The sequence below is a fragment of the Acidobacteriota bacterium genome (assembly GCA_016196065.1).
In the GTDB taxonomy this organism is placed as follows: Bacteria; Acidobacteriota; Terriglobia; order Terriglobales; family Acidobacteriaceae; genus Acidiflorens.
In genome coordinates this window covers 1,542,989-1,565,125 of the sequence record JACPYL010000010.1, presented here as the reverse complement: position 1 = coordinate 1,565,125, position 22,137 = coordinate 1,542,989, and the positions used below count along the sequence as shown (strand labels likewise).

Annotated in this window: 23 protein-coding genes and 1 tRNA gene; 9 read left to right on the top strand and 15 right to left on the bottom strand. The window is 56.3% G+C overall.

What is annotated here, in order from left to right:
• The 4 genes from HY010_09805 to HY010_09790 all read left to right on the top strand — a co-directional run bounded on the left by HY010_09805 (position 1) and on the right by HY010_09790 (position 3,496).
• On the top strand, positions 1–576 hold the full coding sequence (locus HY010_09805; protein MBI3476016.1) for a sigma-70 family RNA polymerase sigma factor: 576 nt from the start codon (positions 1–3) through the stop codon (positions 574–576).
• A 4-nt stretch (positions 577–580) separates the two neighbouring features.
• The gene (locus HY010_09800; GenBank protein MBI3476015.1) at positions 581–1,003 is read left to right on the top strand and encodes a hypothetical protein; all 423 of its coding nucleotides are present in this window, start codon (positions 581–583) and stop codon (positions 1,001–1,003) included.
• The gene (locus HY010_09795; GenBank protein ID MBI3476014.1) at positions 993–1,586 is read left to right on the top strand and encodes a periplasmic heavy metal sensor; all 594 of its coding nucleotides are present in this window, start codon (positions 993–995) and stop codon (positions 1,584–1,586) included. The genes HY010_09800 and HY010_09795 overlap by 11 nt, the downstream gene beginning before the upstream one ends.
• 266 nt (positions 1,587–1,852) lie before the next feature.
• Complete coding sequence (locus HY010_09790) at positions 1,853–3,496, top strand: VCBS repeat-containing protein (GenBank protein MBI3476013.1); 1,644 nt, start codon at positions 1,853–1,855, stop codon at positions 3,494–3,496.
• Positions 3,497–3,524: 28 nt separating this feature from the next.
• Here HY010_09790 and HY010_09785 read toward each other — a convergent pair whose 3' ends face one another.
• The 6 genes from HY010_09785 to HY010_09760 are packed head-to-tail and all read right to left on the bottom strand — an operon-like array spanning position 3,525 to position 9,057.
• Positions 3,525–4,466 (bottom strand): ROK family protein, encoded by a 942-nt coding sequence (locus HY010_09785; GenBank protein ID MBI3476012.1) that lies wholly within the window; start codon positions 4,464–4,466, stop codon positions 3,525–3,527.
• An 11-nt stretch (positions 4,467–4,477) separates the two neighbouring features.
• A complete protein-coding gene (locus tag HY010_09780) occupies positions 4,478–5,656 on the bottom strand; it encodes a Gfo/Idh/MocA family oxidoreductase (GenBank protein ID MBI3476011.1) in 1,179 nt (392 codons plus the stop codon).
• Positions 5,657–5,698: 42 nt separating this feature from the next.
• Positions 5,699–6,115 (bottom strand): EamA family transporter, encoded by a 417-nt coding sequence (locus HY010_09775; GenBank protein ID MBI3476010.1) that lies wholly within the window; start codon positions 6,113–6,115, stop codon positions 5,699–5,701.
• Positions 6,116–6,125: 10 nt separating this feature from the next.
• Positions 6,126–6,569: an EamA family transporter gene (locus HY010_09770; GenBank protein MBI3476009.1), complete on the bottom strand. Its 444-nt coding sequence runs from the start codon at positions 6,567–6,569 to the stop codon at positions 6,126–6,128.
• A 43-nt stretch (positions 6,570–6,612) separates the two neighbouring features.
• Positions 6,613–8,313, bottom strand: a complete 1,701-nt coding sequence (locus tag HY010_09765; GenBank protein ID MBI3476008.1) for a GMC family oxidoreductase — start codon at positions 8,311–8,313, stop codon at positions 6,613–6,615.
• 42 nt (positions 8,314–8,355) lie between these two features.
• On the bottom strand, positions 8,356–9,057 hold the full coding sequence (locus tag HY010_09760) for a gluconate 2-dehydrogenase subunit 3 family protein (GenBank protein ID MBI3476007.1): 702 nt from the start codon (positions 9,055–9,057) through the stop codon (positions 8,356–8,358).
• A 44-nt stretch (positions 9,058–9,101) separates the two neighbouring features.
• Between HY010_09760 and HY010_09755 the strand changes: the two genes are divergently transcribed.
• From HY010_09755 to secG, 4 genes are all read left to right on the top strand, one after another.
• Positions 9,102–9,923 (top strand): DUF1080 domain-containing protein, encoded by an 822-nt coding sequence (locus HY010_09755; GenBank protein MBI3476006.1) that lies wholly within the window; start codon positions 9,102–9,104, stop codon positions 9,921–9,923.
• 81 nt (positions 9,924–10,004) lie between these two features.
• The gene (locus tag HY010_09750) at positions 10,005–11,033 is read left to right on the top strand and encodes a LacI family DNA-binding transcriptional regulator (protein ID MBI3476005.1); all 1,029 of its coding nucleotides are present in this window, start codon (positions 10,005–10,007) and stop codon (positions 11,031–11,033) included.
• 215 nt (positions 11,034–11,248) lie between these two features.
• Positions 11,249–11,333: transfer RNA gene (locus HY010_09745), tRNA-Leu, on the top strand.
• 62 nt (positions 11,334–11,395) lie between these two features.
• Positions 11,396–11,725, top strand: a complete 330-nt coding sequence (gene secG, locus HY010_09740; protein ID MBI3476004.1) for a preprotein translocase subunit SecG — start codon at positions 11,396–11,398, stop codon at positions 11,723–11,725.
• 34 nt (positions 11,726–11,759) lie between these two features.
• Here secG and HY010_09735 read toward each other — a convergent pair whose 3' ends face one another.
• The 4 genes from HY010_09735 to HY010_09720 form a co-directional block, all read right to left on the bottom strand.
• On the bottom strand, positions 11,760–12,401 hold the full coding sequence (locus HY010_09735; protein ID MBI3476003.1) for an MBL fold metallo-hydrolase: 642 nt from the start codon (positions 12,399–12,401) through the stop codon (positions 11,760–11,762).
• A 58-nt stretch (positions 12,402–12,459) separates the two neighbouring features.
• Entirely contained in the window at positions 12,460–13,494 is a 1,035-nt protein-coding gene (locus HY010_09730) for a sigma-70 family RNA polymerase sigma factor (protein ID MBI3476002.1), read from the bottom strand.
• Positions 13,495–13,674: 180 nt separating this feature from the next.
• Positions 13,675–14,913 (bottom strand): N(4)-(beta-N-acetylglucosaminyl)-L-asparaginase, encoded by a 1,239-nt coding sequence (locus HY010_09725; protein ID MBI3476001.1) that lies wholly within the window; start codon positions 14,911–14,913, stop codon positions 13,675–13,677.
• 72 nt (positions 14,914–14,985) lie between these two features.
• A complete protein-coding gene (locus HY010_09720) occupies positions 14,986–16,155 on the bottom strand; it encodes a pyridoxal phosphate-dependent aminotransferase (GenBank protein MBI3476000.1) in 1,170 nt (389 codons plus the stop codon).
• A gap of 271 nt (positions 16,156–16,426) precedes the next feature.
• Here HY010_09720 and HY010_09715 point away from each other — a divergent pair, with 271 nt between their 5' ends.
• Positions 16,427–17,254, top strand: coding sequence for a hypothetical protein (locus HY010_09715; GenBank protein MBI3475999.1), 828 nt, complete (start codon positions 16,427–16,429; stop codon positions 17,252–17,254).
• Positions 17,255–17,351: 97 nt separating this feature from the next.
• Here HY010_09715 and HY010_09710 read toward each other — a convergent pair whose 3' ends face one another.
• From HY010_09710 to pstC, 5 genes are all read right to left on the bottom strand, one after another.
• Entirely contained in the window at positions 17,352–18,470 is a 1,119-nt protein-coding gene (locus HY010_09710; protein ID MBI3475998.1) for a D-glycerate dehydrogenase, read from the bottom strand.
• Positions 18,471–18,588: 118 nt separating this feature from the next.
• Positions 18,589–19,284, bottom strand: coding sequence for a phosphate signaling complex protein PhoU (phoU, locus tag HY010_09705; protein MBI3475997.1), 696 nt, complete (start codon positions 19,282–19,284; stop codon positions 18,589–18,591).
• Positions 19,284–20,042 (bottom strand): phosphate ABC transporter ATP-binding protein, encoded by a 759-nt coding sequence (pstB, locus tag HY010_09700; GenBank protein ID MBI3475996.1) that lies wholly within the window; start codon positions 20,040–20,042, stop codon positions 19,284–19,286. Before pstB ends, phoU begins: the two co-directional genes overlap by 1 nt.
• 6 nt (positions 20,043–20,048) lie before the next feature.
• Positions 20,049–20,918: a phosphate ABC transporter permease PstA gene (gene pstA / locus HY010_09695; protein ID MBI3475995.1), complete on the bottom strand. Its 870-nt coding sequence runs from the start codon at positions 20,916–20,918 to the stop codon at positions 20,049–20,051.
• A gap of 7 nt (positions 20,919–20,925) precedes the next feature.
• Complete coding sequence (gene pstC / locus HY010_09690; protein MBI3475994.1) at positions 20,926–21,954, bottom strand: phosphate ABC transporter permease subunit PstC; 1,029 nt, start codon at positions 21,952–21,954, stop codon at positions 20,926–20,928.
• Positions 21,955–22,137 lie beyond the last annotated feature (183 nt).

The window sequence follows — 22,137 nt, the reverse complement described above, 5'->3', positions numbered from 1 at the left end:
ATGAGCCTTTCTCTCCCGGCGTTAGCGGCGCAAACCGAGGTCGTCCCAACGGCAATCACCGCCGCGGACTTCGATCGGATCGTCCGCCAGTACCAGCGCAAGGTTTATCGCGTGCTGCTCCTGATCCTCAAACGGCCAGAAGACGCGGACAACCTGACGCAGGAATGTTTTCTTCGCGCCTACATGAGCATGCGAAGTTTTCGGGGCGATTGCAGCGTCCAAACCTGGCTGCTGAGGATTGCGGTAAACCTGGCGCGGGACGAGGCGAGGAACCGTCGCGCTGGCTTTTGGAAACGATTGTTGGGACTGGAGGACGCCGGCGTTGGGATGGACGAGTATGAGCCTCCATGCGTGAAGGCAACGCCCGAGCGAGGCTTGATCGCGCAACAGGAACTGGCAGCAGTGTGGCAGGCGGTGGATAAACTATCACCTCGCCAGAAAGAAGTTTTCATTTTGCGGTTTGCGGAAGAAATGCAACTGAAGGAAATCGCAGAGGTGCTTAACCTCAGAACAGGCACGGTAAAAGCCCAGCTTTTTCGGGCGGTGACGAGCGTACGAGAGCAAGTCAGGAGATGACGAAATGAATACCAACCAGCGATCTGGCGACCAGGAATTGCCGCCCGAGGTTTTGGCTGAGTGGCGGCAGGAGGCAGCGCGCTTGGGTCAACGTCCGGAGGATTTCTGGGCACGGCAGCAAATGCAAATTCGCGCTCGCATACAAAGTCATGGAGAACGAAAGCCGATGCGCCTCTGGGTGGCGGTGGCCACGGCAGTGGTGGTTTTCTTCGCAGTGTTGCTGGTGGTGCCCGCTGGGCCTCGTCCACCGAAAGCACCGCCGCAGGCCGCGGTCGATGCCGATCAAGAGCTTCTCCTCGCCGTCGAACACTCGCTAGCCACGGGAACTCCTGAGGCTCTCGAACCTCTTACGCTCTTGGTTGTACCCGCTTCCAATAACAACGGATCCGAATCCAGTTCAAACAAGGAGCATGGACATGAAAATTAGAAACATAGCGTTTGTGGTTCTAGCCGTGGGAGTATCGTGCGGACTGACCGCCCAGACTTCCTCCACTGAAACTCGCGTCGTGCGAAATCCAAAAAAAATAGAAAGACGGATTATCCTGCGCTCTGGCGAGCCCGGAATGCGCGGAGAGATGGGCAAGTGGTGGCGCGACACCGAAATCTCCAAAAAGTTGCAGTTGTCGGATGGGCAAATCCAGCAACTCGACCAGATTTTCTTTGATCACCGCGTAAAGCTGATTGACCATGGCGCGGAAATGGAAAAGCAGGATATGAAACTGCAATCCCTGCTGGACGCGGATCAGCCGGACGAAGGGCAGATCGGCTCGCAGGTCGACCTGGTGCTCGCCGCGCGCGGCAAGCTGGAGCGGGAATACACCTTCATGAATCTGGATCTGCGAAAAGTGTTGAGCCTCGACCAATGGCGTCAGCTGAAAGCGGTACGGAGTGAGAGGGATGGGGACAACGTCATCTACCTTCATCGCAAGCTCGATGGCCCTGGGGCTGGACCGATGCTGCCACCTCTCCCGCCTGATTCTGAAGGAGAAGCGCCGATACCGAATCTGTAAAGACTGATCATTCGGTGCAACGACTAGACCCCGGGGGCGCGTGACTGACATCATGCGCCCCATTTCTATATGCTTCACCCCCATTTGTTAGGCCGGAAGTCCCACTGGTCGCAGGTCGTAGTGTCCGCTCAAACACGTTGACAGTCGCCTTCTCACGGAGCTAGGATCACCAAGTTCCGCTCGGTCAGACGTAATCCTCAAATCGAACTTTTCTTTCCCCGTCCCCAGGTCTCGCTGGATAAGTCGAGATCAGTAAGGATTGCCGCATGAAGATGTCTCTCCTGCTCGTGTTGCTACTCGTTTCGCTCCCGCTCCTGGCAACAAATCCTGTCCCTGCCATCAGCGAACCGTTGGTGCCGACGAGCGTTGCACCCGGAAGTTCTGCGTTTACACTGACGATCCACGGCATTGGCTTCGTTTCCGGGACAGTGGTGAACTGGAACCACGTCGCGCGACCCACTACGTTCGTGAGCAGTTCACAGGTCACCGCACAGATTTCCGCAGCAGATGTCGCCGCTGCGGGAACCGCTTCCTTGTCCGTGGTAAGCCCTGGTCCCGGCGGAGGCGCGTCCAACGTCGCCTTCTTTTCCGTGACCTTTCCCACGACAGGGATTGCGGTACGACGCGATGCGATCAGTGTTCCAAACGGCGGTTTTTCCATCGTCACAGGCGATTTCAATAACGATGGGAGGATCGATACCGCAAGCCTCGGCTCTTTTCATAAACAGGTTGCACTGGTCATTTCTGGCAACGTCTCCCCGCACACCTATGACCTCGGAGCCGGACTACCCGGTGGGCAGCCGATTCAGGTCGCGGTCGGAGATTTTAACGGAGACGGCAAGCTTGACCTGGTAGCGGCAGCAGGTCCTGTCTGGGTGCTATTGGGAAATGGTGATGGCAGCTTTCAGGCGCCGGTCAAATACCTGGAAGATTCACTCTCCGGCCAAGTTGTGGTTCGGGACATCAATGGCGACGGCAACCTGGACTTGGTGTTCGGATCGCAGAGTACGGACGGCATGAATCCCGTGCTACTCGGAAACGGTGACGGGACATTTCGGCCTGGAACGAGTTACGCGGGCGGCACTCATGTTGCTGCGTTGGCGGCGGCCGACTTCAATGGTGATGGCGTGACCGATCTGGCTCTAGTGCCCGATCCTAATGTAGGTGAAGTCTGTGTGGAATTCGGCAATGGAGATGGGACGTTTGTACCCGGATCTTGCGTCGCCTTAGCGCCCGGCCTTAACGTACGTGGAATGACTGTTGCCGACTTCAACGGCGATGGGAAACCCGATCTCGCCATTACCCCGGGATATATTGCGCTCGGAAATGGCGATGGAACATTCAATATTTCCGGTTCCCTTTGGAGAGCGCTCTGGTTCGCTGCAGCGGACGTGAACGGAGACGGCTTTGTCGATCTGGTGTTTACCGATCCGCGCCCGCTGGTCGGTCTTCAAATCTCACTGGGCAATGGAAGTGGGCACTTTAATGGAGCTTTGTCATTTACCTTCCCTTCGTCCACTCGCGGTATTGCGGTGGCGGACATGGATGGCGACGGCCGGCTCGACTTCATCGGCGTCCGCGGAGCATTGGATTTTCAGGCACCTGCAGTGACGTTGAGCACGAAGACCCTCGCGTTTCCAACGACAAAAGTTGGCAACGCAAGCGCTCCCAAGAGCGTCACCGTGACCAACTCAGGCAGCGCCGACCTGGCGTTCACAGGCTTCGCAACGAACAGTACGGACTTCTCGGAAACGAGTGACTGTCCATCGATCTTGGCGGTAGGGTCTAGTTGTTCCGGGAGTGTTGTGTTCACGCCCAGTATCATTGGCTTGGAAACTGCAGCGCTAACCATCTCAGACAACGCCCATCCCGGATTTCAGACCGTAAAACTTCACGGCAAAGGAAAGTGATCGGAGCACAATAACGAAGCGGTCTCTTCTATTTGCAGACAATGGCGGCGGCTCCAATCAATCCTGCATCGGGGCCGAGCTTCGCGGGGATGATTGGCAGGTCCCTCGATACCTCCGACCAGATACGGCGCCGCGTGGAATGAATGAAACGGTCCCAGTACAATCCTCCCGCGAGGCCAAGTCCTCCTCCCACGACGATCGCTTGCGGATCGAGAATGTTGACGAGAAACCCGACACTGTTACCGAGCGCATCGGCCGCTGATTGAACAATGTGTTGGGCGATGGGATCTCCCGCAGCGGCGGCAGACGTTACTTGTTCTCCAGTCGTGACTGCAGTGTCGGCGTGCCTGTTGTAACGTGCGACCAGGCCCGGCCCAGCTGCAAATTCTTCCAGAACCTGATCCTGCACCGTTCCACACTTTTCACATTCAGAAGTGAGGATGCCGCTCGCCACCAGGATGGCGTGTCCGTGTGCCCCGGTATAGGGTTTGCCCTCGACCATCAGGCAATAACTGATTCCGGTACCGACAGTTAGATAAATAAAGTTAACGAACGGTTTACCGGCACCCAGCAAGGATTCTGCGATAGCAGGAGCGCGCGCATCGGACTCGAACTGCGTAGGAGCAACCTGCGACAACGCTTGCTTCGCAGGAAGACCACACCACTTGATCAGGTATTCGCTCGTGATCTCTCCCTCAAGATTCACTAGTTCCGCGATGCCGACGCCGATGCCGCGAACTTCTTTGCCCAGGTCGCCTGCCCGGCGCCTTAAATTGCGAGCAACAGCGATCGCGTCGTCGAGGACAGCCTGTCCGCCTCGCTCCGGGCGGGTGGGGACGATTTCTTTCGCGAGAATATTTCCTGACGGGAAAGACACCAGGCCGGCGGCGATTTTCGTTCCGCCCAAGTCGATCCCGATTCCGCAGATCTCTTGCGATTCGGCGGGCGCATTGGGCGTGGAAGCGGGCATAGATTGAAGGGCTATTTGAGGCGGCGGTCGTGCACGCGATGTGCAGCCTCCCCTTCGACATATTTCTTTGAGCCCGTTCGCTTTTTGAAAGTACTCTTAAGCGCCTGCGCTCGTCCCGTCTTTCCGGCAGTTTGCGCGGCGAGCATGATTTCCAAGACGTGATAGGCGTGCTCGGGTGTCACGGTTGGCCGTTTTCCATTGCGAATACATTCGATTAAGTGTTGCAGGCCAGCTGTCCATTGCCAATGCGGATCCGTTTCAGAAAACACTTGCCAGGCTCCAACCTTGTTCTGCCAGAGTTCATAACCTTCGGGAGCCCAGTCGTCGCCCATCATCTGAATGGTGCCTTCCGTTCCGTACAGCTCCAGTGCGGGAGAACGATATTTCTGCATGGTGAATCCGGAAGTGACGACGGCAAAGGTTGCAGACCCAAAGTCGAGAAGGATTTGCGCGTTGTCTTCCACCTTTACCTTGACCCTTCGTCCATTGACGATTCGACTGGGTTGCGCTGTGCCCGTCATCGCCGTGACTTTTTTCGCGGGGCCGAGAATTCCAGTGATAGTGGTGAGGCTGTAGACGGCCAGATCGAAGATAGGACCGCTGCCGGGCTGATAAAACCACTCGGACCAGTCCGGCCCCGACCACCCGTAGCGGGCTCGCACTAAACAGACCTTGCCGAGGTCACCGGCATCGACACGATCGCGAATGATCTCGAACGTTGGGCTCAACGTAACAAAAGGCGCGCTCACCAAGAAACAATTCGAGGTGCGCGCGAGGTCAACCATCTTCTTAGCTTCGTGAAGAGAAACTGCCATTGGCTTCTCAACCAGCACATGCTTCCCTGCGCGCAAAGCGGCACGAGCAATAGCGCCGTGCTCTTTCATGGACGTAAGCACGACAACAACATCGATTTCGGGAGTGTCGCAAAGTTGCTGATAGGTTTCGAAGTAGTTCGGAATCGCCCATTTATCCAGTACGGGTTGGCAACGTTCCCTACTCGTGTGGGACGCGCCCACCACTTGAACCCAGCCTTTGCTCTGCAGTCGCTGGATCGCAGGCATATACGCGCCGTCCATGACATTGCCGCAGCCGACGATGCCGAGGCCGATTGGACGCGTAGAACCGGTATCAATCGCGTTGGACGATTGCTGTGCACCGCGAGACGTGGATCGAGTTTTCCTGGCGCTCATGACGTTGTCGATTGGTTCTCTTCTACCCAGGGCGACCGTGCCCTAGCTGGCCAGCAAGAGTATCGCACCCAGGCCGCACGCGATGCCTGCACCCTGCGTCAAGGTGATGTGTTCCGGCAAGATGAATGGGGCAACCAGGCACACGACCATCGGATAGACCGCCGTTAAAGGTACGACGACGGAAGCCTTTCCGCCACTCTTCATCGCCGCAAAAACTGCCCAGGTTCCGAGAGCATTCATCAGTCCCGCGAGAAAGATAAAGGCGATGCTGCGAAACGAATACTGGAAAAGCGATCGTCCGGGATAAACAAAAGGTTCAAGCAACAGAAAACCTACGATGAACCACAGCAGAGCAGATTCAGCGGAGATGAGATCCGTGGAGAGCTTCTGCAGAAGCCCTACGATACCGAAACACAATAGCGCCAGGATGGTAAACACGAGCCAGGCGGAAATGATCATTCTGATCGCCTTATAAAGAAAAGATCACGATGGATGCGGTCGCAAGCAGCAAGCCCAACATCTGGACCTTGGTCAATTTTTCGTGAAGTATCGGCACGGCCAACGCAAACGTCACGATTGGGTAGAGCGCCGACATGACGGCCACGACAGAAACGTTGCCACCGCTTCGATAGGCCGCTACGAGACACAGGATGCCAATGCCCGTGATAATTCCGTTCAGGAGCGAATAACCGAGTCCGATCTTGCTTTCTGAGCGGCGCACAGTTCGAGCCAGCACCATGATGACGGCGAGAGGGATCATGCCGGTCGTTTGAAGAAAGAGTGAAGGGCCGGTGGGAATCTCAGCCGATCCGATCTTCAGGAACAGAGCCCATCCGGCCCATCCCACTACCGTAAGGATGGAATACCAGAACCAGCGGCTCTTCAATGTTCCAGATAGCGCGTTGATTGCCACGTATGTTCCTATGCGGACTTGTGTCGCAAACCGCTGGCAAAAGTCACGCGCGCTTGTGCAGGCCTTTCTTGAAATTTGCCAGAATGTTGTCGCAGGTGCGCATCGCGAACGCAACAATGGGCATGGTAGTGGTCTTGTCGGTGGGATTGGGGAAGACGCTGGAGTCACAGATATAGAGATTCGGGACGTCCCAGGCCTGTGCCCACTTGTTGGTCACCGAGGTCTTGGGATCGCTGCCGAAGCGGCATACACCTGTTTCATGCAGGCTGGTGCCGGGACGGTCGGGCACGCTGCCGGCGCCCCACATCTCACCACCGGAGGCCTTAAACAAATCGATCACAACTTGCTTGGAATGCTCCCACATCATCAACTCATTCGGTCCCCATTGAAAGTGGAAGCGCAGCTGAGGGATTCCGAAAATATCTTTCTTCTCCGGATCAATGTCGATGTAGTTTGCGGGGCTGGGCAGAGATGGGGCCTGAATCAGAAAACTGATCGGCGCGGGATAGTACCGTTTCACTTCGCGCTTGAAACTTGAGCCAAACCCTTCGATTTGCCGGTAGTGTCCGGGAAAGTCTCCGCATCCACCGTACATATACATGGAATATCCACGAATGAACTTTTCCTCGTGAGCGCCATTCAGGTTCTGCCAGCGAGGCAACCACGCGACCGTCGAGTCGGCAATGTTGTCGGGGCTGGGAGGCTGGCCGAGGAGTTGGGGCAAATATCCATAACCAGGAGTACCGTAAAGGTGATCGCACAGATTCTTGCCCAGTTGGCCGCTGGAATTTGCGATTCCGCTCGGCCAATGCCTGGACTTGGAATTGAGCATGATGTGCGCGGTCTCGACACAGGAGGCAGCGAGGACGATCACCTTGGCGAATACCTCGACTTCCCTTTTCGCCTTGCGATCCACGTAGGCCACGCCGGTCGCCTTGCCGGTTTCGTCCACGAGCACCTTGTGCACTAGGGCGTCGGTGACGAGGGTCAGTTTCTGCGTTTTCTCTGCATCGGGAATTGTGAACCACGTAGGAGAAAAAAATGATCCGACATCGCATCCCTGGCTGCAGTTTCCACAATAGTGACACGCAGGATGCCCGTTATGCGCGACCGTCAACTGAGCACAACGGTCGGGCAGATACGGCACGCCGATCTTCTCCCCCGCTTTCTGCATGATGTGATCAAAACAACGCCAGGGGATCGGCGGCAGATAGTCGCCATCAGGATTGCTCGGCCGATTCTGGATTGTGCTGGCGACGCCCATGTATTTCTCGGCCTTCGAAAACCACGGAGAAATTTCGGCGTAGTCAACGGGCCAGTCTTCACCAAAACCATCGAGACTGGCAGCCTTGAAGTCGATATCCCCATATCGGCACGATGATCGTCCCCAGAAATTTGCCTTGCCCCCAGTGCCCTTGCAGCGCTTCCAATACCAGTTCGTTCCCACGGCATTCGAGTAGGCAACATCGTGTTCCCACAGGTGTGGACCCTCGTTGTACTCGGTTTCTTCGACCGAGTAGCGCTCCCGGTGAGCAAGTCCGTTGTGGATAGTCGGATCGCCGAAGCCGCGGTACTTCAAATCAAATGACTGTCGATGTAGTTTGTAATCTTTTTCAGGATCGGTGCGCGGGCCGGAATTGAGGGCAAGGACATTGAGACCGGCTTCGCAGAGAATCTTCAACGCAGTGCCGCCACCGGCTCCCGTTCCCACGACAATCGCGTCGTATGTTTTTGTTGTCGCCACTAGAAAGCTCCCCGGTTCCTTCGCGATCTTGTCGCAATCTACTTAACGATATTGAAGGCAACTTGATTGATTGCCTGCCACGGCCTCACGAAGTTTGGCATGCGTTGGATCATCCGGATGCGAGCACCCGGGCATCTTCGGCCATGCCGTTCGCAGGCCCGGATAACCAAGGCTTTCGAGACCCACCTTCGTCGTGTAGTATCCGGCGACGGTATAGTCCTTCATCGTCTGGAAGAAATCGCGGCCGGTCTCCGTGGACGGCGTGAACTTGGACTTGTAAGCGAGCGTCTCCAGAATCTGTACCTGTTGCTCGCTGGAGCAATCCAGGAACGCGTGGTCGAATCGATATCCGCTGTGGGCGTTCAACCAGTTGATTCCCTCGATCCATTCGAGTTGAATCTCGGCGCCCACGCTCATCAACGAATCTTCCGACAATTCCGCGTGGTGGCTCACCGGGACGCGGTTCGCGACCATGAAATCGATGAACTCGGCCACGCCCGCTTCTTTCGCCCCGGGCGTGTCATCGGTGGGAATGATCATCTCCGCGAGATGTTCGATAAGTTTGTATTGTTCAGCCGAGAAGAAGAGGGGCTTATAGGAGCCGGAGCCTACGGCCGCAGCCTCTTTTGCCATTTCGTGAGAGCAGGCAAACGACCACTGGTGGAATCCTGGGAACGTCGCGGCGACGGCGGCGATGCCGATCAACCGAATCATTTCGCGGCGTTCGATTTCCTGTCCGGCCATGTTTGCGAACTCCCATCCAGAACCGCTTTGGGAACGGTTCCAAGATGTGGGAGTATTATCACTGGCGTTTCGCGCGCGTCAAGACCAAACTGCTCGTTCGCTGTCAGGAGCAGTACGATTCACTGCATACGTATTTAGACGCGCATGTATTTTTGGGATCGGTCTCAGACTCAAAACATGACGAGGCTCTTGTGAAACAGTGTCGGCTCATTTGGAAGCTGTCTTGTTGCTTAAGCTGCATTGCCCTACTTCTCTGTTCCAGCCTTGCGAGTACTCCGAATCACGATGCTTCCCGGCCTTTGTTCAACGGAAAAGATCTGACTGGATGGCAGCAAGTTGGTCCGGGAAAATTTGTCGTGGAGAACGGCATGCTGAAAACGGAAGGCGGCATGGGCATGCTGTGGTACACGGGTGAGAAATTTGGACACGCAACGATTCGCGTCGTGTTCAAGCTCACCAGCAAGGAAGCAGATTCCGGTGTTTTCATCCGCATTCCGAAAAAGCCGACCGAGCCTTGGATGCCAATCAACAAAGGCTATGAAATCGAAATTGGCGATTGGCCTGACGACTACTCATGCACCGGGGTGATTTACACATTCACGAAGGCGCTGGCGCGGCCCATTAAGCCAATCGGGGAATGGAACACCATGGAGATCACGATTGACGGCCCACACACGGTCGTCTATCTGAACGATGTGAAAGTTACGGACTTCACGGAAGGGCAACCGGTCCCGCCGCGCAAGGGAGAGGGCGGCGAACCTCAGGCCGGGCCGCGAAAGCTGGCCGGCTACATCGGCCTGCAGAATCATCCAGGGTCGGAAGTTTACTTCAAGGAAGTCTCCGTCAAACCTCGCCATGACCCTTAATTGCTTGCCCGGGCCGAGGGAAGAATCATCCTCTTCCGCGATTGCGATACTATCTTCGAGGAGTTTTGACAGGTTGCCCGAGTGACTTACCGGATCCGAGATGTCGCCGAACACGCCGGAGTATCGAAATCAACCGTTTCGCGTGTTCTGAACGAATCGAGCCTGGTTGACCACGACACGCGACGACGAGTCCTGGAATCCGCGCGGAAGCTCAACTACTACCGCAATGCCAACGCGCAACGACTGGCGCGCGGAGGCCGCAGCGATTTTTTTGGTTTGCTCATTTCCGATATCGAAAACCCTGTGTTCCCGGAAATGGTTAAGAGTTTCGAAACCGCCGCTGCTGCGAAGGGCTACGACCTGTTTCTGTGCGCAACGAATTACAACGCAGACCGCACGCGCGCCGCGGTTCGAAAGATGATCGAGAACGGAGTGCGCGGCGCCGCGATCATGACTTCGTCCGCCACGGAGGAGATCGCGAACGAACTGGCCGCGCGCCAAATCGCAGTCGTAGTGGTGGACCTGGAGGTCACGCGACGGCACATCAGCAGCATCATGATCGACTATGCCGGTGGGCTGGGCGAAGCCTTTGAACACCTCGCACAATTGGGTCACGAGAAAGTTGCATTTCTGGCAGGGCCGGACGACCGGCGCTCCGCACGACGCTATCGCGAAAACGTGATCAGCGCGTCGCACAAACAAAAGCTTCACATGCAGCAAATAGTGGAGTGCGATCAGACGCTCGAAGGAGGACGCGCAGCCGTCTGGAAATTAGCGGGAGAACCTGAGCCTCCGACTGCCCTGATTTGTATCAACGATCTGGCGGCAATCGGTGCAATGAGTGCGCTGCGCGAGATGGGCATGCGTGTTCCAGAACAAGTCTCTGTGGTTGGCTGCGAAGATATCTACATGGCGCGATTTGTGAATCCCCCGCTCACCACCGTCAAACTGGATCGCAAGTGTCTCGGTATGATGGCGTTTGAAATCTTGGAGAGAATGTCGCAGTCCAAGCAACGTAAGGGGACGGAGACACTTCTGCAGACTACGTTGGTTGTGCGAGGCTCAACAGCGGGGCGCAATCCAAAACCCGGTGCGTGGAATCGCGGCTGAGAATTGCCGGCCCGCGTGGGCACCTGCCGGCTCAACCCGAGGGACTTGAAGTGGGCTGCAACGGCAGTGTAAACTCAAGTTGGTAGTTTGCCGGGATTTGAGTCCATACGACCGGGCGAAGCTGCTTATAACCCTCGATAAATAAAGTAGTTATGAATTGAATTCGGGCGGACTCACGGGTTTGCCAGGATATTTTTTCGGGTCAAAAGAGTTTAGCGGAAGTGGTGGAACTGGCAGACACACCATCTTGAGGGGGTGGCGCCGAAAGGCGTGGGGGTTCAAATCCCCCCTTCCGCACCATCGCACTGATCCTCAAATAGATTTAGAAATTCGAGCTTCGGCTCCAACGGAGTTTTTTACTTATGTGGTTAACGGTTCTGATCACGATTGTGCACGTCATCGTTTGCCTGTTCCTGATTGCGGTCGTGTTGCTCCAGAGCGGTAAGAGCGGCGACTTGGCGGCAGCGTTCGGAGGCCAGGGGAGTCAGACGGCATTCGGTCCACGGGGCGCGGCTACGGCGCTGACTAAGGCCACGACCTGGTCCGCGATCATTTTTATTGTGACGTCGATTACGCTATCGATTTTTGCTTCGCGGCGGTCAGGACCGTCGTCGGTTCTTTCCGACGTTAAGGGATCGCAGACGACTTCCCAGCCGGCCAAACCAGCAGCGCCCGCGCCTACACAGAAATAGGTCACAGGTGACGGGTGTCACCTGCGACCTTTTTTTAGGACCTGTGCCCTTCCTGCAAATACGGATTCCCTTCTCTTTCCTCTCCAATACTGGTTTTCGGGCCGTGGCCAGGAATCACGATGGTGTCATCCGGTAACGCCATCACTCTTTGGTGGAGCGAGCGCATGATCTTCTCGAAGGATCCGCCGGGGAGGTCGGTCCGGCCGATGCTGCCGGCGAAAAGGGTGTCGCCCGCAATCAGAGTCTTCTCACTGGGAAAGTAAAGACAAACACTTCCCTCGGTGTGGCCCGGCGTGTGAATCACGTCTGCGGATAGATTTCCGGCGGACAATCTTTCGCCATGGCCAAGTTCTCCATCGATCTTCACGTCACCGGGCGCGGCCATTCCGATCCACGTGGCCTGTACGTCCAGCATCTTCAACAGCGCCGTATCATTCTGATTGAGCAGGATCGGCGCTCCGGTGAGCGCACGCAGTTTCATCGCTCCGCCGACGTGATCAATGTGCGCGTGCGTGATGACGATCTGCTTCACCTTCAAGTTGTGCTTGCGGATCAGGGCAACGATGTCTTCGATGTCGTCACCGGGGTCGATGACCATCGCTTCGTGGGTCGTTTCATCGCCAATGACGGAGCAGTTGCACTGCAGCGGGCCAACAGGCAGGATTTCGTGAATCATCAGGACCGGTTCTCAGCCTCAATATTCTCATTGAAAACCGGAAACCGGAAACTGTTCTTCAGGCGACTGTTTTCTTCGCGAGTTTTCTTGGAAACTCCTTGGCCACTGACGGTGTGTTTCGCACCTGCTCGCGAGCCCGTTCGATGGACTCGCGAACTGCTTCCGGATGTCGTCCGGTAATCACCGCAATTTCATTCAGGGAAAAGCCTTCAATTCCGTACAGGAGGAAAGCTTCGCGATCGGTGCGGCTAGCGCCCTGCAGGGCCGCTTGCACCAATGCCACCATTTCGTCGGAATACGCAGCCTGCTCGGGCGTGGTCAAACGGCGATCGGCAATGGAACTCTCTTTGGTCCAGATTTCGTCGGGCTGGTGAAATTGCAGGCCGGGTTCATCCGATCCTTCAACATTCTGCCGTCGGCGGCTGTCTTCGAGATGAACCGGGTCCATTTCGTTCTGGCGCGCGCTCATCTGATCCATGGCATTCATTGCCAACCGGTAAAGCCACGGCTCGAGCGCGAGTTTTTCAGGGCGATCACCGTCGGTGAGAGCTTGTGCAATGACTTCATCCACCACCTCATCGGTGGATAAGCCGTCCGTCATTTCGTCCGCACTATGCCGAAAGTAAAGTTCACGCTCTACAAAGCGTTGCAGACGAGCAAGGTTGGCGTCTACATAAGAGCGCACGTCGTCGGCTGAGATGGTCGACGGATGCACCACCGCCATCGTCTTTTCAAACGCAATGCCTGGCGCCGGTGACTCTTTTGCATTCCCTTTCGGACGCCGCCATTTGTGGCTGGAACGCAGCAGATCCTTGTGGCGAGTGATCTGTTGCATGATTTCTTCGAACGCTGTCTTGATTGCGACCACGGGAACAGGTGCACTTTCCTGGGAAGCAAACTGTCCCGACGGCAAACGCAGATTCAAAGACACATGTGTGCCTTCCCGCACCGAGTTCTGTTCCACAGTCGCCTTGAGGTGCACGAGTTCCGGGCGAAATACCTGCAGACGCCGGCGCAGTTTTTCGATCTGGTGGTTGATTTCTTTTTCGATGTCGGGAGTTTTGTGAACCTTGTAACTGACGTGGACATTCATGAGAGCCTCGAGCGCGGGAAGAAGATCCCGTGAAGCTTCAGTCCTTAACAAGGCAATTGTACACCTGCAGGAAATGACCACAACAGGCACAGAGGGGCCTTGGGCGCTCCTTAGTGCAACTAAACGTGTGACCTTGGTGTCCTCAGTCTTTAAAGATCAAGAATGGGCCTGAGGCGTCAACTATTTGTAGTACTCCGACTCCTGTGTCACACCGGGAGGCAGAGCCGGGAAGGGCGGAAATTCCTGCGAAGATCCTTTGAGCAGAGCAACGGTCTGTTCCGAACGGCGGGTTCCGTCGTGGACCGCGATCTTATGGGGAAAGTCCGGAGAGTAGCCTTCCCATAGGGACACTCCGGCGTATGCGCCATCCTTGCGCAGGATGTAGTACGTCATATCGAGGAATTTCAGCCGGCTCATGTCGTTGTTGTAATTGCGCACGATGCGTTTCAGCGCATCCATTCCAGCCTCTTGCGGGGACATGCCATGACGCATGTTTTCAACGATCGTGTGAGCGCCGGCAACTTTGATGTTCTCTTCGCCCGCACCGGTCGCGCCCGCGGAACCTATGTCCTGATCGGTGTAGCAGCCAGCGCCAATCACCGGTGAGTCGCCGCAACGTCCGGGCAATTTGAAAGCCAGGCCGCTGGTCGTGGTGACACCGGACATCTCTCCCTTTTCATTGAGGACAGAACAATGGATTGTGCCCGTGGACGGAAAGATCACGCGATGAATGGCGGCCATGCGAAACTCTGGTTCGATTCCAATTGCGGCAGCGCGTTCTTCCATACGCTTGAGTTTGTCGTTCCAGAGTTCGGAATGCGGAGCGATATCGGGCGCCTTGAATTGCGGAGACGCCAGCCCCGGCCCCCACCAATCGTCAGTCGAGTGGAACTCCTTCCAAAGTTGCCAGGTTTTACGCGAGCGCTCGGTGAGGAGGTTCTCGCGCGGGAAGCCCATCGCCACCGCAAAACGCTCCGCGCCTTCTCCGACGAGCATCACGTGGCCGGTGTGCTCCATCACGGCCTTCGCGACATTCGAAACATTCTTGATATTGCGGACCGCGCCGACGGATCCAGCACGCCGGGTCGGGCCATGCATGCAGCATGCATCGAGTTCCACCACGCCTTCTTCGTTGGGCAATCCACCCAGGCCGACACTGTCCTCCAACGGGTCATTCTCCGGACCATTCACCACACGGATCGCGGCGTCGAGCGTGTCGCCACCGGTTTTCAGAAATTGGTACGCAGCATCGAGATAAGGGAATCCATTGTTCGCACAGACAATGATCGGGTGTTGCGCGCCACGAGCCGGCTCAGCATGCGTGGCGTCAGGCTTCTTCTTGTTGTCTTGTGCATTGAGGCTCGCCGCCAGCGATGCGGCAGCAGCCGAACCAAGAAACCCACGACGCGTAATCGACATTGGATTCTTCCCTTCAGGAACGCGACAGGATAGCACGACGCTTTACATTCGATCCCGACAGGTTTTCCAGCACTATGCCTGGATGAGCTCCAGCAGCCGCGAAACACCTTGCCGGAATACTTTCGGCTCCGTAATCAGGCTCAATACCAGGTGCCCATCATTCGGGAAGTCATAAAAGTGTCCGGGATGGATTGCGACCGCCATCTTCCTCAGCAAAGCAATGGCAAGTTCTTCGTCACTCTGCGTCACCGGAACGCGCAACACGGCATACCATCCGCCTTCAACCTGGAAGCGAGTGCAGGACGGCGCTGTGGCAAGTTGATGATCCAGTTCAGCCAGATTCACTCGCAAGCGGTCGAGGAGTACGGGCTGAATCTGTTTACGTTGATCGAGTAGCACCGGCGCGGCCAGTTGCACGGGAGCATTCATCGAGAGAAAGGTGTCGGCAATGATCTCCAGTCGGGCGCCGGCCTGCGCAACCACTTCCCGCGGCCCGCTAGCGATCACCCAGGAGAGTTTCATCTGCGGAAGGGCGGAGATCTTCGAAATTCCGCTGAGCGTGAACGTCAATGCGCTGCTATTCGTAACGAAGCTCGTTCGCGACGCGCCATCATGCGCGTAGTCGAGAAAGACTTCGTCAACAATGAGCGCGGCGTTGTAGTCCTGGCAGAACGAGTTTAGCGCCGACGTCTCGGCTCGTGCCACGTACGACCCGGTGGGATTGTTCGGATGTACGACGATCACGGCGCGCGTTCTCGGGGACGCTGCCTTGTAGAGCGAATCAAAGTCAATCTGCCAGCCGTGGTCGTAGAGGAGCGGATAGGGTACGAGCTTGACGTCGGAGAGATCAGCAAGAAATTCAAACAGCGGATAGCTCGGCTTGGGAACAAGAATCTCATCGCCTGGGTTGCACAGCAAACGGAATACGTACGAGTAGGCTTCGCTTGTGCTGGTGGTCAGAACGAGTTGTTCCGGATCAAGATCAAAGACGTCATGCGACTCGCGGTAGTAGTGACAGACGGCTTGACGCGCACTCAGCAGTCCGCGCGGCTGCGGGTCATAACGCATCACCATCTCATTTACTAGAGACCCTAGTACGACTTCGCGATCGCAGTAAACCCCCGCCTCGGTAGGATTCGAAACCGTGAGGTCCAATACCTCTCGTCCGGAAGATCGCACTTCCGCCATGGCGCGAGTGAAGTGATTGGTTTGCAGTGTCCAGTTAGTGCGGCGAGAGAACATGGGATGAGATCAAAACTCTTGCAGGCACATCATAAACGTTTCCCGAACGCGTGCGCGCATCCGTGGCTGTCAATCGGACCGTTCTGCGAACAGTACAAGCGTGCCGATTTCTTGAGACTAGTTCAGAGTGCTTCACACTGTCTCCATGGACCTTTCGATCCGCGTGAAGCAAGATCCCTCTACAACTTCGTCAGACCTTGATTGTTCGAACAGGCACGAGGTCGGAAGTCAACAAAACAACTAGTCCACTCTTGCTAAAAAGGAAGACAACATGAACCGGACCCTGTGTGCAGCCGCTCTTTTCGCCCTCAGCTTCTCCAACCTCGCCCACGCTCAAGCAGCCCGCACGGAAGATGCGGCCGTGCATCAAGCGGCCTTGGAAGCCAAACAAAAATACGTCGTCTCTGGGACGGACGCGACGGTGACCTGCTCTTTCAATTTCTCGGCAAATTCCGGCAACAAGTTCATCAAGTATTGCGTCACCAAGAATGGAAACATCACCCAGTTTGAGAGCCCCGCGGGACAAGAATACATTTCGCCGTCGCCCGCCGGCGAGGGATACGGACTTTGCAATTTTGATACCGCAACACAGTATTTCGACTACGCAGGTTTTGGCGACAGCGCCAATTGGCAGGCCCCCGTTACCTTGAGTTCGTCGGCCACCGCCGTCAAAATCGAACGCACAACCAATGACGGAATCTTCACACTCACCCAAACCATAGCATTGAACAAGGGCACAGCTTCCACCACGGTCTCGATGGCCATCAAAAATAACACCACCACGTCGCGCCATATCGGGCTGCTGCGCTATGCAGACGTAGACGCAGGCGGGTTCACTTCAAACTCCTTCGATTTCAGTAACCGTACTGCATTCGGGTACAACCAGATGAGCTTCGGCCTGCAACTGCAATACGTCTCCGGCGCATTCTCGAATGGTGGATTTTCCCAAGTCATTCCCGGCGGGCCCAATCCATGCCAGATCTTTACGCACGTGGCTGGACCGCTGGCTAATACGGATGGCTCAGTATTCTTGCAGTACGACATGCAATTGGGATCGAAGGCCACCAAAACGGTTGTCGTTTCCTACAAGTCGTTCTAGATATTTCTTAGCGGTGCCTGCACCCGAGGTTTTGCGGAGGGCTTTCGCCGAACTGACGAAAGTCCTCCATTTATCGCTCCATCTACCTGAAGAGAGGTTATGCGGTGGTCTTCCCAAACACTTCTTTGTTCACCACGTACGGCATCTTCGTGACATCGCCGCCATAGTTCCCTTCCAGCACGTCCAGCAAGCCCTGCACGCAACGTCCCGCCATGCCTTTGTCAGGATCGGAAGACAGCCGCGTAATCCTCGCGGCGCTGGCAAAGTGCGGCAACAGACGGCAGCGGTCGGCGATTGCGGGGTCGCGTAGGGGCGAATCTGCTGCCAACGGTTCTTTCTCGTACACGTCGAGCGCCGCTCCAGCAATCCAATTTTCCTTTAACGCTCGGGCCAGAGCATTCTCATCTACCACCGGGCCGCGCGAGGTATTGATCAGCATGGCAGTCGGTTTCATCATGCGCAGCGTGGTTTCGTTGATCAGGTGATAGGTCGGGGTCTTGCTCTCGCCTTCGCGCAGCAATGGGACGTGCAGGCTGATGTAGTCGGCATTGCTCAATGCATCCTGCAGCGTGGTGTAGCGAATCCAGGGCTTTTCGCGAGTCATGCCGTGCTTGTGGCGGAGTTCGTTGATCTCTTCGATCGCCTTGATGTACCCGTGATTTTCGTAGGCCGGATCGAAGCACAGCATGTTCATATCGAATCCTGAACATTTCTTGATCATAGCCAGGCCAATGCGACCGGTGCCAATGATGGCAATAGTTTTGCCGGTGACCTCGTCGCCCAGAAAAGGCAGATAGGGATGCCAGTATCCCCAACGCTTGTCGTGCAACAAATGTTCTGCGGGCCACATCTTGCGCGCTAGAGTGCCCATCAGGAAAAAGGCGAATTCAGCGGTCGCTTCCGTCAGAACGTCTGCAGTATTGGTGAACGGAATTTTGTAACGGTTTGCATCGGAACGGTTGATGTTGTCGAAGCCGACGGCAATCTGCGCCACGACTTTCAATGTGCCTTGTCCGGCGGCAAACACTTCCGCGTCGATAGGGTCGCGCAACGTCGTGATCAGGCCGTCAATCCCGGACTTCACCTTCTCAATGATCAGGCTCTTGGGCGGCGCTTCCGGTTTGGGATAGACCTCCAGGTCATATCCCTTACCGCGGAGAATGTTGAAGGAATCGCCGATATCGCAGGTAGCAAAGACGCGAACTTTCTGGCTCATGCGGATCTTCCGGTCTGGCTGCAGGGGGATCAGTTGCGATCCTACCCGTCAGGACCGAACAGTGTAGCGCAGCAGAGCCAAGGCGCGAAGAGTTGGCGATCGCAAAGCCCCTGGCGCCCTAATGCGGGTCTGGCTGTGTGGGAGTTTGGACAACGGTAGCATGCGCGTGATGGCGGACATCCGCTCCCAATACCCAGAAGATTACGTCTTCGGCAATGTTCGTGGCATGGTCGGCAACACGTTCCAGATTGCGCGCCACGAGAAGCGCATCTAGCGCTTGTTGAGTCACTTGCGGAGACTCGTTCATCTTTCGCACGAGCATAATGAAGGCTTCGTCACGCATGCGGTCGACGACGTGGTCCATTTCCAACACAGCCTGAGCGAGTTCGGCTTTGCCTTCGACGAACGATTCCAGAGCGCGGCGGACCATCGCTCCGACTGCGGTTGCCATGCGTGGAATGTCGACGGGCAATTCAGCGGCCGGCAACTCGATCAGATCCATGACACGCTCAGCGATATTGACAGCTTGATCGCCGACGCGCTCCAGATCGGAGTTGATTTTGGTGACGGCTAGAATGAATCGTAGATCGACGGCAGCGGGTTGCTGGGTGGCGAGGATGTCGAATGCCATTTCATCGATTTCGCGCTCGGCGACGTTGATGAGGCTCTCGTTTTCGAGCACCAGGTGGCAGCGGCTCAAATCGCGCTCGGAATATGCCTGGCAGGCGCGATCCACCGCCAACTCCGCCAGACCTCCCATGCGCAGCAGCTTCTCCCGCAACTCCTCCATCTCCTGCTGAAAGCGTGTACGCATTATCCGAACCTGCCTGTGATGTAGTCTTCCGTCCGTTTGTCGGAGGGCTTGGTAAAAATCTTTTCCGTCTTGTCGAACTCGATCATTTTGCCCAGCAGAAAGAACCCGGTAAACTCCGCCACGCGGGCTGCCTGCTGCATATTATGCGTCACGATGACGATGGTGTACTGCTCTTTTAACTGAAAAATCAGCTCTTCGATCTTACCCGTTGAGATCGGATCCAGCGCCGAACAAGGCTCGTCCATGAGCAGGACTTCCGGCTGAACCGCCAACGCACGCGCGATGCATAAGCGCTGCTGCTGGCCTCCGGAGAGGCTGGCTCCTGATTTCTTATGCAACGAGTCTTTCACTTCTCCCCACAAAGCGGCGCTGTTCAGCGAGCGCTCAACCACTTCGTCTAATTTCTTGCGATCACGAAAACCATTGAGTCTCAGTCCGGAAGCAACATTGTCATAGATCGACATGGTCGGAAACGGGTTCGGTTTCTGAAAGACCATTCCAACCCGGCGGCGAAGCTGCGTTGCCGACGTGCCGTTGTAGACGCTGATGTCGCCAATCCTTACGGTCCCATCCACGCGCGCGTCGGGGATGGTTTCGTGCATGCGGTTCAGGCAGCGAATGAACGTGGACTTCCCGCAGCCCGAAGGCCCGATCAACGCCGTCGCATGATTCGCCTGGACAATCAGGTTGATATCGAACAAGGCCTGCGTCTTACCGTAGTAGGCATTCACATGCTCGACAGTGATTCCAACACCCATAACTGGTTATGCTCCTGCTAAAGTTCCCCGCCGCACTGCGAATCGAACCGCGCCAACAGCGCTCACGATCAGAATGATCAGCACCAATGCACCCGCCCAGGCCTGCTTATGCCACTCGTCAAACGGAGAGATCGCATACGCAAATATCTGCAGCGAGAGAGCAGCCGTGGGCTGATCCGACTTCCAGTTCCAGAACTGGTTTCCAAAGGCGGTAAATAGAAGTGGCGCCGTTTCTCCGGCGACACGCGCAAATGCCAGCATCACTCCGGTGATGATGCCGGAAGTGGCGGTGCGCAAGGTGATAGACAGCGTGGTCCGCCAACGCGGAATCCCTAGCCCGTAAGCAGCTTCCCGAAGCGCTTGCGGCACCAGCAGAAGCATCTGCTCGGTGGTACGCGCAATGGTGGGCACCATCATGATTGCGAGTGCTACGCCGCCAGCCAGAGCTGAAAAATGTCCCTGCCGCAATACGACGAGTCCGTAGGCGACAATGCCGATCACGATCGAAGGGACGCCGTTCAGAACATCGCAAACAAAGCGGACGAAATCCCCAACACGGTTCCGTCCAAATTCGGAAAGATAGATGCCAGCACCGATACCCAGGGGAACTCCCATGAAACTCGCGATGCCGAGAATCACTACCGAACCAGCAATCGCGTTCGCCATCCCCCCGCCGGGTTCACCGACGGGCTTGGGAGTTTGCGTGAGAAAGGCCCAGTTGATCGATCCGGCGCCCTTGTAAATCAGATACGCAAAGATCGCGCCCAGAGGCAGCAACACCAGCACGACCGTCAGGAGGGCTACGCCGGTCATGAAATGATCCGTGACGCGGCGCCGCCAACTGAACGGCGGGATCGCGACCACTACCGGATTCATGCTCGTATCAGGCAACGTTCCTCGCAGGTAAGCCTCGCGTAACGCTCCAGACCATCAGGCGCGCGAGTGCGTTGACGACGATCGTGACCAGGAACAACGCCAGCCCAATTTCAACCAGGGCGGAAAGATAAGTATCGCCGGTGGCTTCGGTAAATTCGTTCGCCAGAACGCTCGCCATCGTGTATCCCGGCGCAAACAGCGACTTGGCGATTTCAGGACGGTTGCCGATCACCATGGTGACCGCCATCGTCTCTCCAAGTGCGCGGCCGAGACCGAGAATCACACCGCCCACGATACCGGCACGCGCATTGCGCAAAACACCCATGCGAATCATTTCCCAACGGGTAGCTCCCAGCGCCAGCACTGCTTCCCTCTGATGCTGCGGAACGACCGTCAACACTTCACGAGTGATGGAGGAAATAATGGGAATGATCATGATCGCCAGAATCACTCCGGCAGCCAGCATTCCGATGCCATACGGTGGCCCGGTGAAAAGGCCAGTCCATCCTAATGTCGTCGATAAAAACGGTTGGACGTAGGTCCGCAGTAGAGGCACGAGCACGAAGATTGCCCACAGTCCGTAGATCACGCTCGGGATTGCCGCCAGCAATTCCGTGGTAAAGGAAAGCATCCCGCGCAAACCAACGGGACACATTTCCGTGATGAATACGGCGACGCCGACTGCCAAAGGAACCGCGATGACCAGCGATAGTAGCGAAGAAACCAACGTGCCGTAGATGAACGGCAGGGCCCCAAACTGTTCCTCGACCGGATTCCAGTCGGAGTTCACAAAGAACTTCCATCCAAACGTATGCCAGGAAAGCTGGGAGCGAACCACCAGTTCCCACACAATCATCCCCAGCAAAGCGACCACGGCCAGCCCGCAAAGCCGCATAGTCCAGCCAAAGAGCGCATCGGGAACTTCGCTGACCCTGCCCTGCAGCAGTGACGCGGGCTTGGCTTCCAGTTTCAATGCGGCAGGCCGGTCTTTTTCGGGAGCGCTAAACGTCTGCCGGGGCAGGGTTTGTTGGGACATTCGTGAGAAAGGCTAACAAAAGGTTGTTACAGGACGATGAAAAGGTTGAAGGGGTAGTGTCCTATTCCTGGACTGCCAGCACACCGCCGCCGGAGGGCGCGGCGGCGCAAGAAGCAGTCGTTCAAGGATAGAGTTGAGGCACGGGCGGGCACGCCAGACCCGTTACGTCGTGCAGCAGACCAT

Bases quoted from the DNA above. Each gene is read 5' to 3' on its own strand.
- HY010_09805 (MBI3476016.1), top strand. From the start codon at position 1: ATGAGCCTTTCTCTCCCGGCGTTAGCGGCGCAAACCGAGGTCGTCCCA.
- HY010_09800 (MBI3476015.1), top strand. From the start codon at position 581: ATGAATACCAACCAGCGATCTGGCGACCAGGAATTGCCGCCCGAGGTT.
- HY010_09795 (MBI3476014.1), top strand. From the start codon at position 993: ATGAAAATTAGAAACATAGCGTTTGTGGTTCTAGCCGTGGGAGTATCG.
- HY010_09790 (MBI3476013.1), top strand. From the start codon at position 1,853: ATGAAGATGTCTCTCCTGCTCGTGTTGCTACTCGTTTCGCTCCCGCTC.
- HY010_09785 (MBI3476012.1), bottom strand. From the start codon at position 4,466: ATGCCCGCTTCCACGCCCAATGCGCCCGCCGAATCGCAAGAGATCTGC.
- HY010_09780 (MBI3476011.1), bottom strand. From the start codon at position 5,656: ATGAGCGCCAGGAAAACTCGATCCACGTCTCGCGGTGCACAGCAATCG.
- HY010_09775 (MBI3476010.1), bottom strand. From the start codon at position 6,115: ATGATCATTTCCGCCTGGCTCGTGTTTACCATCCTGGCGCTATTGTGT.
- HY010_09760 (MBI3476007.1), bottom strand. From the start codon at position 9,057: ATGGCCGGACAGGAAATCGAACGCCGCGAAATGATTCGGTTGATCGGC.
- HY010_09755 (MBI3476006.1), top strand. From the start codon at position 9,102: ATGTGGGAGTATTATCACTGGCGTTTCGCGCGCGTCAAGACCAAACTG.
- secG (MBI3476004.1), top strand. From the start codon at position 11,396: ATGTGGTTAACGGTTCTGATCACGATTGTGCACGTCATCGTTTGCCTG.
- HY010_09735 (MBI3476003.1), bottom strand. From the start codon at position 12,401: ATGATTCACGAAATCCTGCCTGTTGGCCCGCTGCAGTGCAACTGCTCC.
- HY010_09730 (MBI3476002.1), bottom strand. From the start codon at position 13,494: ATGAATGTCCACGTCAGTTACAAGGTTCACAAAACTCCCGACATCGAA.
- HY010_09725 (MBI3476001.1), bottom strand. From the start codon at position 14,913: ATGTCGATTACGCGTCGTGGGTTTCTTGGTTCGGCTGCTGCCGCATCG.
- HY010_09720 (MBI3476000.1), bottom strand. From the start codon at position 16,155: ATGTTCTCTCGCCGCACTAACTGGACACTGCAAACCAATCACTTCACT.
- HY010_09715 (MBI3475999.1), top strand. From the start codon at position 16,427: ATGAACCGGACCCTGTGTGCAGCCGCTCTTTTCGCCCTCAGCTTCTCC.
- HY010_09710 (MBI3475998.1), bottom strand. From the start codon at position 18,470: ATGAGCCAGAAAGTTCGCGTCTTTGCTACCTGCGATATCGGCGATTCC.
- phoU (MBI3475997.1), bottom strand. From the start codon at position 19,284: ATGCGTACACGCTTTCAGCAGGAGATGGAGGAGTTGCGGGAGAAGCTG.
- pstB (MBI3475996.1), bottom strand. From the start codon at position 20,042: ATGGGTGTTGGAATCACTGTCGAGCATGTGAATGCCTACTACGGTAAG.
- pstA (MBI3475995.1), bottom strand. From the start codon at position 20,918: ATGAATCCGGTAGTGGTCGCGATCCCGCCGTTCAGTTGGCGGCGCCGC.
- pstC (MBI3475994.1), bottom strand. From the start codon at position 21,954: ATGTCCCAACAAACCCTGCCCCGGCAGACGTTTAGCGCTCCCGAAAAA.